The organism is Acinetobacter sp. MF4642, from assembly GCF_002018925.1.
Classification (GTDB): Bacteria; Pseudomonadota; Gammaproteobacteria; order Pseudomonadales; family Moraxellaceae; genus Acinetobacter; species Acinetobacter johnsonii.
Genome location: NZ_MVON01000010.1, coordinates 19936 through 37110, shown reverse-complemented (window position 1 = coordinate 37110; position 17175 = coordinate 19936). Strand labels below are relative to the sequence as shown.

Below are 17175 nucleotides of genomic sequence, written 5' to 3'. Positions count from 1 at the left end.
TGAGCTTAGAGCCACTCACGTGTATCATCTGCGACCGTTGTGCCTTCTGTCACATGCATGATCATGGCATGTGCAATACTGCCTTTGAACGGAATTTCAGGCAGTTGATCAAACTTAAAGAATTGGGCATCGCTGATTTCTTCTTCTTGTAAGCAAAGTTCACCCGAAGCGTATTCCGCTTTAAACGCAATCATTAAGTTACTTGGGAAAGGCCAAGGCTGACTCGCCAAGTATTGAACATTTTTAACTTGAATGCCGACTTCTTCCAAGGTTTCGCGGCGTACCGCTTCTTCTAAGGTTTCACCGACTTCAACAAAGCCTGCAATCAAACCATACATATTGCTACGGGTATTACGTGCATTTTTTGCCAACAGAATTTCATCTTCACCTCGTGTAATGACGGTGATGACACAGGGTTGTACCCGTGGATACTGATGATAACCGCAGGCAGGACAGATCATGGCATATTCGCTGGCATGTGCTTCTGTGGCATGGCCGCAATGACTACAAAATTTATGATTACGACGCCATTCTAGCAGTTGAATAGCTCGGCTGGCCTGTTCAAATTGTTTGGTGCTCCAGAGTGGAAGCAACTGGCGAATTGGGATGAGTTCTAAACCTTCAGGAATCGGCTCATTGTCTAGTAGGTCTCGGGCAATCACTTGATCACCCGAGTGAAAACTTAAATCACTTGCTAGCTTTTCTACACGAGGCAATTGAAAATTATGGTCCACCAACAATTGTTGTTGGTGGAAAATATAAGCAAGTGAAAGTTCTGACATTAGGCAACAGTCTTTAGTTTTTGGCTACTGTCCAATGCTACATCAAACATACTGTGTAATACAGGCTGTTTGTTTTTTAAGTTATCAATCAGCATATCTGCACTTGCAAGAGTGTCAAGCACATGATTCACCTGAGCAGCAGTGAGCGCAGTTTCAGCCGTGATTTGTTGTTGCACAAAATCTGCTGAAATATTCAGGGCGGTTTGACCATTTTCTGCACCTAAGAACAACATTGCGCCCGCAACTTCACGTAGTTGCGCAGGAGTATTCTCAAGAGCACTTAAATCTTGTTCTTGCTGATATTGCGCCAACGCTTGACTACTTAAGTCAATAGACGTTTTAGCCTCTGTCAATAATGCAGCATAGGCTTCATCTAAACGGTCTAGTGAAATGTTCATGTTGTTGACACGAAGCTGTAGACGGCTTGAAGTATGGTGACGTTCTAGCACTCCAATGGAGTTCATTGCCGACAAGATCACATTCATCAACTGCTGTGCAAAACCTTCATCTTTCAGCATATCTGCTTGACTAAGTGATGCTGCTTGACGGTTTAAGTCATTATGCGCTTCATTTAAGTTCAATACTTTGAAAATGTTCGCCAAATCGACCAGTTTTGCTTGGAGCTCTTGGGTCTTTTCAGGGGTCATGTTTTGGTAGTTGTACTCAATGTCATTGCGGATTTGCGACATTTCGGTGGTTACCAAATCACTAATGGTATGCATCGTGTCGAAATCTGGGCCATACAGATGACGACTGAAAACTTGCAGCTGCGTATCTGTGAGTAGGTCGTCGCCAATATTGAGTTTGCCACGGATGTGTTGAGACACTTCGTCTTCTTGGCTGATACATAAGCTGAGAATGTTGGCAAGATCGGTGAGGCTGGCTTTGAAACGTTCAGGCGCAGTAAGGAACTGTGCAATGTTACGTTCGATGCTAATCAGAGTGCGTAAACGTGGTTCATTAATGAGCAATTGTTCAATTTGATTGAGTGCAACATAGACCAAGTTCCAATACTGTTTACTCGGTGTTTGTTCTGCTAGACCTGCTAAATAAGTGCCCACCAATTTCATTGCTTGTAAATCAAGTTCGCTTTCTTCTTGTTTCAGCATTTGGCTTAAAGACAGCTTGTACAGGCGGTGAACATATTGAGATTTTTCAAGACTTGGTGCTTGAGGGAGGCTGAAATCTGGGGTGATACAGTCTAGTAATGACTCGATGTGCTGACCTTCTTGCGTTAAAGGCTTTGCTAATGCAATTTCAAGACGGTTTAAGGTGTCGAGTAAAAACTGTGGAATTTTCACTTCTCTTAAGCAAATGAACTCAATATAGCGCTTCAGCATGGTCGTGCCTTCGCTGAGTGCAATCACATCTTGCGTATTAATCTGTGCAGGATTCCCCATGATCTTGCGCATAAGCTCTGCGGAATATTCAGCAATTTTGGCTAAGCTCGACATATCAATCAATGCAAGCACTTGAGCACATTGCTCAAATTGGTTTAATGCATCGTCAATCCCAAAAGGTAAAGTCTGATCTTCTGCTAAGGTGCTCACAGCTGATTCAACCAGCTTAATGGAGTTATCCACTTCATTTTTTATTATCAGCAGCGCGGTTGGATCAAAATGAATAGAGGTTTGGTAAGACATTGATCTGCACCTATCCTAGTGTTTTATCGTGTTTATATGCGGCCCAAAGAAGGCATAGCAACTTGTTTATCACTATAGCCTAACTGAAAAATCTTGTAATACAAAAGTTAACAAAAACTTTAGAATTTATTTGGCAAAAAGGCAGGGTGTGCCATGTTTTTCTTGGTATTGTTTGACCCAAGTCTCATGTGCTTCAAGTTCTTCGGCTGAAGGGTGAATTACCGCCAGTTCAATATCCAGTGTTTGACGCTGACTTTGCCCATTTTGTTGTTCACTATGTGACAGGGCATCCATATCAAAGGAAACCTGACCACCTGTCATGGCCAAGTAAACGTCGGCTAGAATTTCAGCATCCAGTAAGGCCCCGTGGAAGGTACGGTCACGCTGTGGAATTTCGTAACGGCGAACTAAGGCATCGAGTGAGTTTTTTTGCCCCGGATGCTTAGATTTTGCCATCGCGAGGGTATCTGTCACTGCACAAACTTCAGAAAGTGCAACAAATCCTGCACGCTTAAACTCCATGTCTAAGAAGTTCATATCGAAGCTTGCATTATGCGCAATGATTTCCGCACCTTTGAGATAGGCAAATAATGTGCCAGCAATCTCTTGATACAGCGGTTTATCTTTTAAAAAGTCATCAGAGATACCGTGGACATTTTCAGAGTCGCCCACAGGTTTTTTCGGATTGATGTAGATATGAATCGAGCTGCCTGTGAGCCTCCGATTGACCATTTCAATCGCACCAACTTCAATAATGCGATCGCCATCTTGATAATAGAAACCGGTGGTCTCTGTATCGAGGATGAGCTGTCGAGGCCCAAAGACCTCAACTTTACGTGGAGTAATCACAATTTGTGGATGTTGTTTGAGTTGTGTTAAATCGACACTCGTTGCAACTTCAGGCGTTTGTTCAATAGAAGGCACCGTTGTAGCAAGTTCTGGTTCAGCGACTAAACTTGGCTCTTGTTCTGCAACGTGTATTTCACTTTCGGTTAAATCTTCGCTGTCATCGGCTTCTTCGTCATCGAAACCCAAACCAAAAGGGTCGTTTAATAACCAGTCTGGTTCAATTTTTTTTTTATCTACAGATGGTTCTGTTGTCGTTGTTTTAGACTGACGAAGTTGAGCCTTTGTTTGATCGGCACCGAGGTTTGCCAATTGATCTGCCATTTCATTACCTTCATGACCTGCATGGCCTTTGACCCAGTGCCAATCGATATCACGGCCTTGGCAGGTTGCATCGAGTTTTTTCCACAAATCTGGATTTTTAACGTCTTTCCAGTTTTTCTTTTTCCAACCTGCAATCCACTCGGTAATGCCGCGTTTGACATAGGTTGAATCGGTCCAGACTACCAACTTCGCATCGGTTGGGCAGAAAAGAATGCCTTCAATGGCCGCGGTGAGTTCCATACGGTTATTGGTGGTGTTGTCTTCACCGCCACACAGTTTATGCTCTTCAGTTTCTGTAATAATGTACGCGCCCCATCCCCCAAGACCAGGGTTTCCACGACAAGCACCATCGACATACAGGGTAATTGTTTGTGACATACACAACTTCCGTAAACTGAAAATAAAACTAAGCGGGCACCATTGTATAACGCAAATGCACTAGAGAAGTGTATAAGATGCAGCTTTTTTAATTTCTTGTAACATTTATACTGATTTCAAGTTAAATTAACGCCTTGTGTCTGCGGCGTGCTTTACTACAATGGCAGATCTAAAAAATAAATTTTATACGAGTTGTTTGGATTTTCTTATGTATAAGTCAGCTGCCATTTTTGGCCAACCGATGTTACCGACATTATTTAAAATTACAGTACTCGGTTCAGCACTTGCGACACTTGGACTGGCTGGTTGTTCCTCGACGCAAAGTGCAACGCAAACATCTAAATCCAAACAAGTCGGATCGAACTACCTAGATGCAAACAGCCTAGATTCTTTAGAAGATTTACTTTCTGCAACCGACATGCGTGCGGTGGAAGGGGATCGACTGTTGGTGTTAAAGCACGGTGACGTTTGGAAGCGTATGACCGTTGGCTTTAAAATGAACACCGATCATTGGAATCCGCGTATTGATGCTCAGCGTGGGTGGTTCATTTCACGCCAACCGTATTTGGATCGTTTAAGTGCACGTGCTTCACGTTATTTGTATCACACTGTTAAAGAAGCGGAGCGTCGCGGTTTACCAACAGAGCTGGCTCTACTACCTGTGATTGAAAGTTCGTATGACCCTGCTGCAACCAGTAGTGCGGCTGCTGCGGGCTTATGGCAGTTTATTCCAAGTACGGGACGCATTTATGGCTTAAAACAAAGTAGCCAATACGACGGTCGCCGTGATGTGGTCGAGTCAACGCGTGCTGCGTATGAGTTCTTGGGCAGTTTATATAATCAGTTTGGTTCGTGGGAACTTGCACTAGCGGCTTATAACGCAGGTCCGGGCCGTATTCAACAAGCGATTAACCGTAATAAAGCCGCAGGTTTGCCGACAGATTATTGGTCATTAAAACTGCCTGAAGAAACCATGAATTATGTGCCACGTTTCTTGGCGGTTGCGCAGATCATTAAAAATCCAAATGCCTACAACATCAATTTACCACCGATTGCCAACCGTCCACACTTTAGAGAAGTTACTGTGGGCGCGGTGAGTCTAAATGAAGTTGCGTCGATTACCGGTTTAAGTCGTGCCGAGCTGTATCAGTTAAACCCGGGACACCGCGGTGAATGGATTGATGGTGCAAGTCCAATGCGGATTTTAATTCCTGCGGATTTGAGTCCTTCTGTTGATGTACGTTTGAAGAAATTACAGGGTGGTTCTGGTGGCTTATGGGCATCTGCAAATACCAAGCTGCCTGAAAATAACCAAACGATTCAACCAAGCAAAATCGAACCGCCAACGTTGAACACCAAAGCGATCACACCGTCGAAAACTACACCACCTGTTTTAGCGACGACAACAACAAAAACCACAACAGGAAAGCCTGCCACTTCGTCTACAGTAACGTCGTCGAGCAGTACTGCTATTGCGACGCCGTCTCGTGGTTCAACGCCTAAGGGTTCTAATGCCCTGGCTGCTTTTGCTGCTAATAGCGATATTCCAAGTGCGCCGCGTATTCCAGTTGCGGTTACGCCTGTCACGTCAGTGAAACCCGTTTCCGTTGAACCACCAATTTCAGCAGCAGAGCGTGAACAGTTAACCGCAGCAATTCATGCTGAAGGTCAAAGTAAAACTGTCGATGAAGTTCTGAAGCCGATTGCAACGCAGGCTGAACAAGCTGAAGTGGTTGCTGAAATTCAAGCTTTGGCCCCTCAGGGGACAGAAATTGTAGATCCTTTGGATGGTAAAATTAAGCTCACCGCAATTCAAACCAGTCAGTCCGTGGCAGAGCTGCAAGGTAAAGAGTTAACCAAAGGTTTTGCTTATCCAAAATCTGTGGCAGACAATACCCGTTTAGATTCAGATGAAGTGAAGCGTAATCAAGGCAAAAATTTTGTTAAGACTGACTCTGAAATTGTGATTGTGCCGCCAAAAGGTAAACGTTCAACTTATACCGTACAACCGGGTGATACTTTGGCGTTGATTGCGGCAAAAAATGGGGTGAACTGGCGTGATGTGGCGAAGTGGAACCAAATGGATGCCAATGCCACACTTTATGTCGGTACATCGATTTATTTATATGATGCAAAACCACAAGCTGAAAAAGTAGAAGTACGTTCTACCGTGAAAGCTGAGACTAAACCTGAGAGTTATACTGTTCGTGCCAATGATACCTTAACAGGCATTGCGGATGAGTTTGGTTTAAGCTTAAAACAGTTGGCTGACTATAACGGTTTAAGCGTAACCAGTGGTGTACGTGTGGGGCAAAAGCTATCATTAAAAGAAACAGCTCAATCCCGTACTAAATCCAACGATGAAAAAAACAGCAGCCCAACCAAAGTGGCAACCCAGTCTTATACCGTGAAACGTGGTGAATATCTGAAACTGATTGCAGACCGCTATGCACTGTCAAATCAAGAATTGGCAGATTTAACACCGGGTTTAAATGCGGGCAGCAACCTGTTGGTGGGACAAAAAATTAATGTGCCACTCAATGATGTCAAAAGCTTAACGACAATTAGTGCCAAAGCATCTCCAGTCAAAGCTGAGCCACAGTTCAAAGTTGAAAGTTATAAAGTACAACGTGGTGATACTTTGTATAGCATTGCATCACAGTCGAAGATGAGCCTGTCGGAGCTGGCTGATCTCAATAATCTTTCAACCAATAGCGGCTTGCAAGTGGGTCAAAGTATTAAGATCCCTGCGGGTTCAAGCGTGCCAGATACTTATACCGTTCAGTCCGGAGACTCATTAACTGCGATTGCTTCGAAATATAATTTGGGTATGGATTATATTGCTGACCTCAACAACATGAGTCGTACAGCGGGCTTACGTGCGGGTCAAAAGCTCAAATTAACGGGTGAAGTGCCTGCTGTTGAAACGCCGAAAACAGTCGAAAAACAAACGACTGCAAGTAATAACTCAACGGATATTCACGTTGTGAAATCGGGTGAAACCCTAAATAGCATTGCGCGTAAATATCACTTGCAACTGAACTATTTGGCTGAATTGAACAACCTGAGCCGTACTGCGAATGTTCGTGTGGGTCAGCGTTTGAAAATTGAAGGTGATGTTGATCCTGCGCCAATCAAAACTGAAACAGTGGTAGCAAAACCACAAGCAACTTCAGGTCGGGCAACTGAAAGCTATAAAGTGAAGTCAGGCGAGTCGTTAAACTCCATTGCTAGTCGTGCTGGGATGTCAGTGTCAGAGCTTGCTGCTTTAAATAACCTCAGTGCACGTGCGGGCTTACAAGTTGGGCAAACCATTCAAATCCCAAAACTTATTTCGCAGTACACAGTGAAACGTGGTGATACCTTAATTGGACTGGCAAGTCGTTATGGTATGGACACTTCGCAATTGGCTGAGCTCAATGACATTAAACCGAATACGCAGTTGCGCATTGGCGATGTAATTAAGGTGCCGAATTAATATTGAGTTGAAATGCAATTTCAGAGAAAGCTCCGATGAAGGTTAGAACAACACTCTTGCTGTTCAGCCTTGTAACGATTCCTTTAAAGGCATGGTCTGCACTGCAGACCATGCCTTTTATTGCACCTTATGGTACGCCGAAATACAGCCAATTGGATCATTTGCCTTATGCCAATGTGCAGGCACCGAAGGGTGGCGAATTAACACGTGCAGTCATTGGGAGTTTTGATAACTTAAACAGCATGAATGGTCGTGGTACTGCGGTTGAGGGAACCAATTATTTATTTGACTCACTCATGAGTAGCTCTTTGGACGAGCCTGCGGTGATGTATCCATTGCTGGCAGAAAAGGTCAGCTATGACCCGAAAAACTTTAACGCGATCATTTTTCATTTAAACCCAAAAGCACGGTTTAGTGATGGCAGTCCTGTTACCGCAGCCGATGTAAAGTTCAGTTTTGATATCTTTCAAAGCAAATCCAATTTTGGCTTACAGATGTATTTGTCGGATTTAGCCAAGACAGAAGTGTTGTCCAAATACAGCGTCAAAATGCATTTTAAAACCCGAAATAATGTGGAAATGCCTTTGATTGTGGCCAGAATGCCAATTTATTCCAAAAAAGACTGGCAAGGCAAAGATTTCAGTCAAACTTCGGTCAAACCGATTTTAGGTTCAGGCCCTTACCTCTTAGAGAAAATCAATGCAGGGCAGCGGGTTGTTTATAAGCGTAATCCAAAGTATTGGGCCAGAGATTTAAAGGTCAACCAAGGACGCTATAATTTTAACCGCGTGGGTTATGTGTATTACCGCAGCAAAGATATTGCTTTTACTGCGTTTAAGGCGGGTTTATATACCTTGCATGAGGAAGAGTCTGCACGACAATGGGTGACAGCCTATAACTTTCCCGCAGCGAAACAAGGTCTCGTTAAAAAATATCGCTTTAAGCATTTCAATCCAATTCCAACGCAAAGTTTTGTATTTAATACCCGTCGTCAGCCTTTTCAAGATATTTATTTTCGCCAAGCTTTAACCTATGCCTACGACTTCGAGTGGCAAAACAAGGCGATGTTCTATGGGCAATATCAACGCTTGCAAAGTTATTTTTCTAACAGCGAACTAGAGGCGAAGGGTCTACCTTCGGCTGCTGAAATCAAAATCTTAAAGCCTTATTTGGCAAAATTGCATCCCGTGCAGCGAGATGGTGTTTTAAAAAATTGGCGTTATTCAGCTTCAGATGGATCGGGCTATAATCGAAATAATTTACTCATCGCACGACAGATTTTATTAAAAAATGGCTATACATATAATGCAAAAGGTCAACTGTTAGATCGGAAAAATAAGCCGATTCAGTTTGAGTTTCTGATTCAGCCGAGTGATGCTGTACGTGAAATTACGCCTTTTGTTCGCCATCTAAAGCGCCTAGGAATACAGCTGAACATTCGACAGGTTGATACACCGCAGTACTATGAGCGTATGCGGACTCAAGATTTTGATATGACCCTACAAACGATGCCACAGTCTTTGACACCGGGCAAAGAACAGGTGCAACTGTGGGGCAGTGCTTCAGCCCATCAGGTGGGAAATTATAATTATTCGGGTATTCAAAATCCGGTGATCGATCAGATGATCCAACAGTTGATTCAAGCGCCTGATCGTAAGCAAGTGGTGGTGCAAACGCGTATTTTAGATCGCTTGTTGCGTGCAGGTTATTATCAAATACCGACCTATGGTAAAGCGGATCAATGGTATGCCTATTGGAATATGTATCAAAAACCAGCACGGAGTCCACAGTTGCATGTCGGTTTGGATTATTGGTGGAGTGATGTCAAACAGGCAAAAAAGGTGAGTCAGTATTTAGGTCAGGCAGCCAAGCCATAAGCTGGCATAGGGGTGGGTGAGATGCGTATGTATATATTCAAAAGGCTGTTGCTGATCGTTCCGACCTTATTTCTGATTTTGCTGATCAATTTTGCTGTGATTCAAATTGCGCCCGGTGGTCCTGTTGAGCAAGCCATTCAACAAGCGGAAGCTATGCAAACTTTGGGTAATCTGGGCGGTGCGGGTGTAGGCTCAAATGTCTATCAAGGCGCGCAAGGACTCAGTGATGAAATGCTCGCAAAGATCAAAGCACACTATGGTTTTGATCAGCCCATGCATATACGCTTTTTTGAAATGGTGAAAAATTACGCGCAACTGGACTTCGGCACGAGCTTTTTTAAAGACCAGCCCGTTACAGCACTGATTAAGGATAAATTACCTGTATCCGTGTCCTTGGGGCTGTGGAGTGCTTTGCTAATTTATCTGATTTCGATTCCTTTGGGCATCAAAAAAGCCCGATTGCACGGCACGGTGTTTGATCAGTCTACATCGCTACTGTTGGCAGTGGCCTATGCAGTTCCTGCGTTTATTTTTGCAATTCTCTTGATTGTCTTTTTTGCAGGCGGTTCTTATTTCCAATGGTTCCCCTTACAAGGTTTGGTTTCGGAAAATTTTGCGGATTTGTCGTTATGGGGCAAAATTAAAGATTATTTCTGGCACATGGCTTTACCGCTTTTGGCGATGGTGATTGGTGGCTTTGCCACAGTGACTTATCTCACCAAGTATTCGTTTATGGAAGAGCTAGGCAAGCCTTATGTGCTGACGGCACGTTCCAAAGGCCTGACTGAGTCTCAAGTGTTGTATGGTCATGTGTTTCGCAATGCGATATTGATTGTGGTAGCAGGCTTACCTGAAGCTTTAATCGCTTACTTCTTTGTGGGCAATTTATTTATTGAGATCATATTTAATCTGGATGGTTTAGGCCTATTGGGCTTTGAGGCGATTGTGCAGCGTGACTATCCTGTGATTTTTGGCACCTTATTCATTTTTACTTTGTTGGGCTTGCTGCTGCGTCTGATTGGCGATGTGTTATATCAGTGGATTGATCCGCGAATACATTTTGATTCGCAAGGGAGAGGCTGATGTCACCTATTTTACAGGCAGGTTTCAAGCGGTTTAAGCAAAATAAGTTTGGTCTCAGTTGTTGTATTTTATTTCTTTGTGTTTTTGTACTGTCTTTAGCTGCAGAACTGATTGCGAATGATAAACCGCTGTTGCTTAAGTATGATCAGACCTTATATTTCCCAGTATTGAAACACTATCCTGAAACGACTTTTGGCGGTGTGTTCGAAACTGAAACTGAATATAAAGATCCGGTGGTACAGCAGCTGATTCAAGCAAAAGGTTGGGCTGTTTGGCCGTTGATTCAATATTCATATCAAACCCCCAATGTAGATTTGACAGTCCCTGTACCGTCACCGCCCACGATGCAAAATTGGCTCGGGACAGATGACCAAGGTCGTGATGTTTTGGCACGAGTATTATATGGCTTACGTGTCTCATTGCTGTTCGGTTTTGTTTTGACTTTCAGTTCAGCTGTACTGGGCATTGTGATTGGAGCGGTACAAGGTTATTACGGTGGTTGGGTCGATTTAATCGGACAGCGCATTTTAGAAGTGTGGGGTGGGCTACCCATGCTATTCATGGTGATGATTTTAGTCAGTATGTTTAGCCCAAATATTTACTGGCTGTTTTTAATCATGCTGTTATTCAGTTGGACAATTTTAGTTCCACTGGTACGAGCTGAGTTTTTGAGGGCACGTCAGTTGGATTATGTCCGTGCCGCGCGAAGTTTAGGTGTCACCAACCGAGCTATTATTTTTCGGCATATTTTACCCAATGCAATCAGCTCTAGCCTGTCACAACTGCCTTTTATCTTAACAGCCAATATTACAGCACTAACAGCACTGGATTTCTTGGGTTATGGCTTACCGCCTGATGCGGCATCATTAGGCGAGCTTTTGTTACAAGGCAAGAATAATTTAAATGCACCATGGTTAGCACTGTCTGGCTTTTTCAGCTTGGCCCTTGTGCTTGCGTTGCTGATGTATATAGGAGAGGCTTTACGCGATGCATTTGACCCTAGACGCCAATAATACAGCCTCCATACTTAAAGTGAATGCATTGAGCATTCACAGTTCAGAACGGGTATTGGTTGATCAGCTCAGTTTTGAATTGCGTGCTGGGCAGACTTTAGCGCTGGTTGGGGAGAGTGGTTCAGGAAAATCGATCAGTGCTTTAGCCTTGATGGGGTTATTGCCGAAAGCATTGCAAGTGTACGGGTCAGTACTGTTAGACGGAAAAGAGCTACTCGAGCTGAGCGATGATCAGTTTAGGCAGATTCGTGGGCAAAAAATTGCAATGGTTTTTCAAGAGCCGATGACTGCCTTGAATTCTTTACATCGAGTAGAAAAAATCATTGCCGAGACTTTATGGTTACAGGGCTGGTCGAAAGCTCAAGCGCGGCAACGTGTGATTGCCTTGCTAGAAGATGTGGGCATTCCAAATCCTGAAAGTGTGTTGCAGCGTTTTCCTTATGAGCTGTCTGGTGGCCAACGCCAGCGGGTCATGATTGCTATGGCACTGGTGCAAGAGCCTGATATTTTGATTGCTGATGAGCCCACCACGGCACTAGATGTCATGCTGCAAGTTCAAATTTTAGACTTGCTGAAGTCTTTACAACAGCGCCATAACATGGCCATGATTTTGATTAGCCATGACCTCAACTTGGTGAAATACTATGCTGATGATGCCGTGGTCATCCATCAAGGTAAGGTCGTAGAGCAAGGGGCGGTTGCGCAGATTTTTGAGCAGTCGCAGTCTACTTATACTCAAAACTTACTCAATCATTCTTTTGGTCAAGCCATTAATGTACAAGATGCAGCACCTTTGCTCTGCTTAAAACAACTTGAGGTTAAATTTCCGATTAAAAAAGGCTGGTTTAATCGCACGACACAGTATCTTGCTGCGGTTGAAGCTTTGGACTTGAGCTTGGCTCAAGGGCATTCGTTGGGAATTGTTGGGGAAAGTGGTGCAGGCAAAAGTTCTTTGGCACTGGCTGTAGCAAGGTTGATTGAAAGTCGAGGGCGGATTCTGTTTGGAGAACATGATTTAAACCAACTTTCGCAAAAAGCATTACGTCCGCTTCGCGGTGATTTTCAAATCGTGTTTCAAGACCCGTTTGCAAGTTTGAACCCACGCATGAGTGTTGAACAAATCATTGCAGAAGGTTTGACTTTAAAACCTTTGTCTTCATTTGAGAGGACGCAATGTGTTGAGAATGTCTTAACTCAGGTGGAGTTGCCAGTTATATTTAAAAGCTATTACGCGCATGAGCTATCCGGTGGACAGAGACAGCGTGTGGCTTTGGCACGAGCCTTGGTGCTTCAACCGAAACTATTGATTTTAGATGAACCAACTTCGGCCTTAGACCGAAGCACGCAGCGTTCGATTGTGGCGTTATTACGCCGCCTACAACACGAGCAGGGTATCAGCTATTTGTTTATTAGCCATGACTTACAAGTGGTACGTGCACTCTGCCAACAAGTTTTGGTTTTGCGACATGCCAAAGTAGTGGAATTGCAAGCCACTGAACAACTTTTTGAGCAACCGCAGTCTGACTATACGCGTCAATTGATTCAAGCCAGTCAGTATCAGTAAAATCATTTTCTAAATAAAAGATCAGAAATTTTGACAAAATGAATTGTCAAATTCTCTTGACTGTAGCCAAAAAACACATAGAGTAAAAACACTAAAAAATATTAAAGGATGAATTTTCATGAGCCAGCTTGCAAGCGCAATCGACATTGGGCAGGTCCATTTTAAAAATAAGATGATTAAAGGGGCAATGAGTGAAGCACTGGCTAATCATGCTGGCCAGCCGAATCATTTGCACTTAGGCTTGTATGAGGCTTGGGCAAAAGGAGGCCTAGGCTGTGCCATTACAGGTAATGTGATGGTGGACTTCCGAGCTAAAAATGAGCCAGGCGTGGTGGTGATTGAAACCGAGCGTGACTTAGAACCACTAAAACAATGGGCTGCGATTGGTAAAAAACATGGCATGGTGCAATTGGTACAGTTGTCACATCCGGGCCGTCAGTGTCCTAAGGGTTTAAATAAGGAAACGGTTGCACCTTCAGCAGTACCGTTTAGTCCCGCTTTATCAATGAGTTTTGGAACGCCGCGAGCGCTTCGTGAAGATGAAATCCTGGATATTATCCAACGTTTTGCAACTTCAGCTGCCATTTGTGAGAAAGCGGGCTTTGAAGGCGTGCAATTACATGGTGCACATGGCTATCTCATCAGTCAGTTTTTATCGCCATTGACCAATAAACGCCAAGATCAATGGGGTGGCTCTGCTGAAAACCGCATGCGTTTTTTATTGGAAATTTATAAAGCGGTACGTGCAGCGACCTCGGATCAGTTTATTATTTCTGTCAAACTTAATTCAGCAGATTTTCAGCGTGGTGGAATCTCGGAAGAAGATGTCATTGCGACATTTAAAGCTATTGATGCGGCTGGGATTGATTTGATTGAAATTTCAGGTGGTAGCTATGAAGCACCTGCCATGGCTGGGGTGAAGCAAGAAAAACGTAAAGCGTCGACCATTGCACGTGAGGCTTACTTCTTAGAGTTTGCTGAAAAAATTCGTGAACAAGTCCAGTGTAAGTTGATGGTGACAGGCGGTTTTCGTACTGCTGCGGGTATGAACGCAGCCTTAGAAAGTGGCGCGTGTGACTTTATTGGGATGGCGCGTCCATTTGCGGTAGAACCCGACGTGACCAATCGTTTAATTGCAGGGCAAGATGTACGTTATGCAGTTGATAAGATCAAAACAGGCATTTCGATGATTGATAAAATGGCGATTATGGAAGTGATCTGGTATGCCGCACAATTTAAGGATATCGCAGAAGGTAAACAACCAAATCCGAAACTGTCACCGCTCAAAGTGTTTTTTAATTATTTAAAAGGCAATGTGAAAGCCGTGATTAAGGGGCAAGTCAACTCTAGAAAGTCAGCTTAAGCATAGCCTCACTGTGTGATAGACCAATAGTGTTCAAAATAAGAAGCAGACCATTGCCCACGTGCCATTGCAGCACTAAAGGCAGGTCTGCTTTGTATTTGGGTGAAATAGTGTTGAATAGACTGATACTGGGCAAACTGCGGAGTGGCATAACTGGCCGCATAGAGTGGAAACCACATCAAGATATCCGCATAACTAAACACATCGCCAGCAAATGAATGCGTGCTTAAGTGGGTATCAATTTCTTTCAGTTGTCGATGTAGCTCAGGGTTTAAATAAGCGCGATTGAACGAGCTTTGAAAGGCCAAACTCACAAAACGTACAAGCAAAGTTGTTTGTTGTTTAATGTGTTGGAAAACTTGTTTCAATGCCAAGTTAGGCATGAGACTGGCATCGCTATAATGGCTATAAAAACAGAAGTTCCAATACTGTGTATGCTTATGAGGAATAATCAACTTCTGGCACAGTTGGCATAGGTATTCTACGATTGCGCTGCTTTCCGTAAGTCGTATCGTCTGAGTATCATGTGGAATGTCGAGCGTTGGAAATTTCAGATTCGTTTGTCTAGCTTGTGTTGCATCATACAGCTTGAGCTCATAAGACAGCTCAAGTTCCTCAAGTAGCCAAAGAATACGTTGTGAACGCGAGTTTTGAAGATGATGTAAGATCATAAATATTTTTAGTTTTAAGTAATTGATCGTATCTATAAAAAGAAGAATAAAGGAAATCTAGGATGAAAAATAGAAATGTTGCGATTTTAAGTGCTGTTTTACTGTTGGTAAGTCCTCAGCTGCTATGGGCGAATATATCCTATCAAACGGGCGATATTATTTTTCATGTTTCGAAGTCTCAGCAAAGTTTAGGGATACAAAAAGCGACCAAGTCCCGTTATAGCCATATGGGTTTAATTGTTAATAGAAATGGAAAAGGATGGGTTTTAGAGGCGGTTCAGCCTGTGAAATATACGGCACTTCAGCAGTGGATTGATCGCGGGGTTGAACGGCATTATGTGGTGAAGCGCTTTAAAACGAATTTGACTGTTCAGCAAAAGCAGACGCTAATCAAGAATGCAGAACAATACTTAGGCCAGCCTTATGATCTTTATTTTGAGTGGGACAATCGTGCTTTATATTGCTCAGAAATAGTCTGGAAGGCCTATCATGATGCTTTAGGTATTGAGTTGGCTCCGTTATCGAAACTGAAGCAATTTGATTTAAGTTCGTCTGAAGTCAAGCAACTCATGCAACAGCGATATGGGCAAAACATTCCCTTGAATGAAATTGTGATTGCGCCACAGGCTATTTTTGCCTCGACCGCTTTAGTTGAAGTCGATCGTAAATAGACAGGCAATAAAAAAGCCCAGGTCCTAATGCTTGGGCTTTTTTTATGAGATGACTCTAGAAAAAATCAATCTCGAATATGGCGTCCCTACGGGGATTCGAACCCCGGTTACCGCCGTGAAAGGGCGATGTCCTAGGCCTCTAGACGATAGGGACAGTACAGAAGTGATATTTTAAAACCGATTACTTTTGATCTTAAGTAATGGCGTCCCTACGGGGATTCGAACCCCGGTTACCGCCGTGAAAGGGCGATGTCCTAGGCCTCTAGACGATAGGGACTTAATAAAACTTTACTTCTGAAATTGGCGTCCCTACGGGGATTCGAACCCCGGTTACCGCCGTGAAAGGGCGATGTCCTAGGCCTCTAGACGATAGGGACGTTTCAGAGGTGGGCGTATATTAGGGCGAAAATAGAGGGGTGTCAAACGCTTTTCTCTAAATAATTCCAGTTTTAAGTGTTGAGTGCATAAATTTAAAACAATCTAGATAAAATGATTAAAAATCATATGATTTAAGCCGATTTTTTAAGCAAACTTAGCAAGTTGTTGATGAACTCGGGATGGTGTAAATAGCCTTCGATTAGATGAGGATGAGCAAGATCGGTGGTGATTTGCTTGTTGATAATGGCGGGAGTAAAAGCAAACGGTTTTTGGTTCAGTGGAAAAGCACTCAGAAAATCAGCATCTGAATAAAAATTGATCCAATCGCCATATAAAGCAGCGGGCCGTTGAATAGGTTGCTGCAAATGACACTGGATAACGCGAAAGGCCAGTGGTGAACCGAGGGTAATTAGTGTTTGAATCTTAAGTTCAGGGTGTTGAATTAAATAATTATAGGCAATCACGCTGCCTAGAGAGTGGGCAATCACAATATTGGGTTTCGTACCGTGTAAGTGCTCATGCAGACGCGTATGCACGGTGTGGATGAAGTGTGGATTGGATAAATATAGATACGCTTCCATCAAAAAACGATGAATAAAGCTACTATGCAGCTCTGGGAAGTGGTTGATTAAACTAGCTAAGTCACGTAAGGCCAGATCTTTGCCGAGGAGGCTGATGTATTTAATTTTATTATTGAATGAGAGTTCATCTGAAATAGTGAGCTGGGGGTTTTTAGAAATTTCAGCTTGATGTTCGATATTGGGTGCAGCGGTGTGCGTCAGGTGAATAGGATGTAAAAAAGAAAAAGGAGACCAATGTTGTGGCATGAGGGTGCTGGCATTGAGGGTGTTTTCTAAATGCTGACGTGTTAGGAGATCTCCGTAAAAGGCCAGCCGACTGTGCCGCTGAAGATAGGGAAGGTCATCTGCGCGGCCAAGTTCACTCAGTACCTGTTGTAAGATCACAAGCCAATGTTTAAGCAGGGTAAGTGCAGTCTTGTGCTGCTGATTCATCCCATGAATCCATACAATATTCATCGTGCATGCACCGATGGTGTACTTGATCAAAACAGTATAAAAAAAAGAGCAACCGAAGTCGCTCTTT

Annotated in this window: 12 protein-coding genes and 3 tRNA genes; 7 read left to right on the top strand and 8 right to left on the bottom strand. The window is 43.5% G+C overall.

Translation table 11 applies throughout. The annotated features are described in order from the left end of the window. Positions 1-5 precede the first annotated feature (5 nt). From nudC to dnaQ, 3 genes are all read right to left on the bottom strand, one after another. A complete protein-coding gene (gene nudC, locus MF4642_RS07465; RefSeq protein ID WP_078425799.1) occupies positions 6-782 on the bottom strand; it encodes an NAD(+) diphosphatase in 777 nt (258 codons plus the stop codon). Continuing rightward, positions 782-2425, bottom strand: coding sequence for a chemotaxis protein (locus tag MF4642_RS07460; RefSeq protein ID WP_078425798.1), 1644 nt, complete (start codon positions 2423-2425; stop codon positions 782-784). Before MF4642_RS07460 ends, nudC begins: the two co-directional genes overlap by 1 nt. A gap of 126 nt (positions 2426-2551) precedes the next feature. Then, positions 2552-3973, bottom strand: coding sequence for a DNA polymerase III subunit epsilon (gene dnaQ, locus MF4642_RS07455; RefSeq protein WP_078425797.1), 1422 nt, complete (start codon positions 3971-3973; stop codon positions 2552-2554). Between the two features lie 208 nt (positions 3974-4181). Between dnaQ and MF4642_RS07450 the strand changes: the two genes are divergently transcribed. The 6 genes from MF4642_RS07450 to MF4642_RS07425 all read left to right on the top strand — a co-directional run bounded on the left by MF4642_RS07450 (position 4182) and on the right by MF4642_RS07425 (position 14351). Continuing rightward, positions 4182-7451, top strand: a complete 3270-nt coding sequence (locus MF4642_RS07450; RefSeq protein ID WP_078425796.1) for a LysM peptidoglycan-binding domain-containing protein — start codon at positions 4182-4184, stop codon at positions 7449-7451. A gap of 35 nt (positions 7452-7486) precedes the next feature. Continuing rightward, positions 7487-9328 carry an extracellular solute-binding protein gene (locus MF4642_RS07445; RefSeq protein WP_078425795.1) on the top strand — a complete coding sequence of 614 codons (1842 nt, stop codon included), beginning with the start codon at positions 7487-7489 and terminating at the stop codon, positions 9326-9328. 21 nt (positions 9329-9349) lie between these two features. Continuing rightward, the gene (locus tag MF4642_RS07440; protein ID WP_078388879.1) at positions 9350-10411 is read left to right on the top strand and encodes a microcin C ABC transporter permease YejB; all 1062 of its coding nucleotides are present in this window, start codon (positions 9350-9352) and stop codon (positions 10409-10411) included. Next, positions 10411-11424, top strand: coding sequence for an ABC transporter permease (locus MF4642_RS07435; RefSeq protein WP_078388915.1), 1014 nt, complete (start codon positions 10411-10413; stop codon positions 11422-11424). The genes MF4642_RS07440 and MF4642_RS07435 overlap by 1 nt, the downstream gene beginning before the upstream one ends. Beyond that, complete coding sequence (locus MF4642_RS07430; protein WP_078388880.1) at positions 11399-12988, top strand: ABC transporter ATP-binding protein; 1590 nt, start codon at positions 11399-11401, stop codon at positions 12986-12988. The genes MF4642_RS07435 and MF4642_RS07430 overlap by 26 nt, the downstream gene beginning before the upstream one ends. A gap of 118 nt (positions 12989-13106) precedes the next feature. Continuing rightward, positions 13107-14351: an NADH:flavin oxidoreductase/NADH oxidase family protein gene (locus tag MF4642_RS07425; RefSeq protein ID WP_078425794.1), complete on the top strand. Its 1245-nt coding sequence runs from the start codon at positions 13107-13109 to the stop codon at positions 14349-14351. 8 nt (positions 14352-14359) lie between these two features. On the opposite strand, the gene MF4642_RS07420 is transcribed toward MF4642_RS07425, so the two are convergent. Beyond that, positions 14360-15022, bottom strand: a complete 663-nt coding sequence (locus tag MF4642_RS07420) for a glutathione S-transferase N-terminal domain-containing protein (protein WP_078425793.1) — start codon at positions 15020-15022, stop codon at positions 14360-14362. A gap of 62 nt (positions 15023-15084) precedes the next feature. Here MF4642_RS07420 and MF4642_RS07415 point away from each other — a divergent pair, with 62 nt between their 5' ends. Next, positions 15085-15693, top strand: coding sequence for a YiiX family permuted papain-like enzyme (locus MF4642_RS07415; RefSeq protein WP_078425792.1), 609 nt, complete (start codon positions 15085-15087; stop codon positions 15691-15693). A gap of 78 nt (positions 15694-15771) precedes the next feature. Here the strand turns inward: MF4642_RS07415 and MF4642_RS07410 are convergent. The 4 genes from MF4642_RS07410 to MF4642_RS07395 all read right to left on the bottom strand — a co-directional run bounded on the left by MF4642_RS07410 (position 15772) and on the right by MF4642_RS07395 (position 17108). Beyond that, positions 15772-15847 (bottom strand) — tRNA-Glu (locus MF4642_RS07410). Between the two features lie 47 nt (positions 15848-15894). Then, positions 15895-15970, bottom strand: a tRNA-Glu gene (locus MF4642_RS07405). Between the two features lie 24 nt (positions 15971-15994). Next, positions 15995-16070: transfer RNA gene (locus MF4642_RS07400), tRNA-Glu, on the bottom strand. A 132-nt stretch (positions 16071-16202) separates the two neighbouring features. Continuing rightward, positions 16203-17108 carry an alpha/beta fold hydrolase gene (locus MF4642_RS07395; RefSeq protein ID WP_171262505.1) on the bottom strand — a complete coding sequence of 302 codons (906 nt, stop codon included), beginning with the start codon at positions 17106-17108 and terminating at the stop codon, positions 16203-16205. Positions 17109-17175 lie beyond the last annotated feature (67 nt).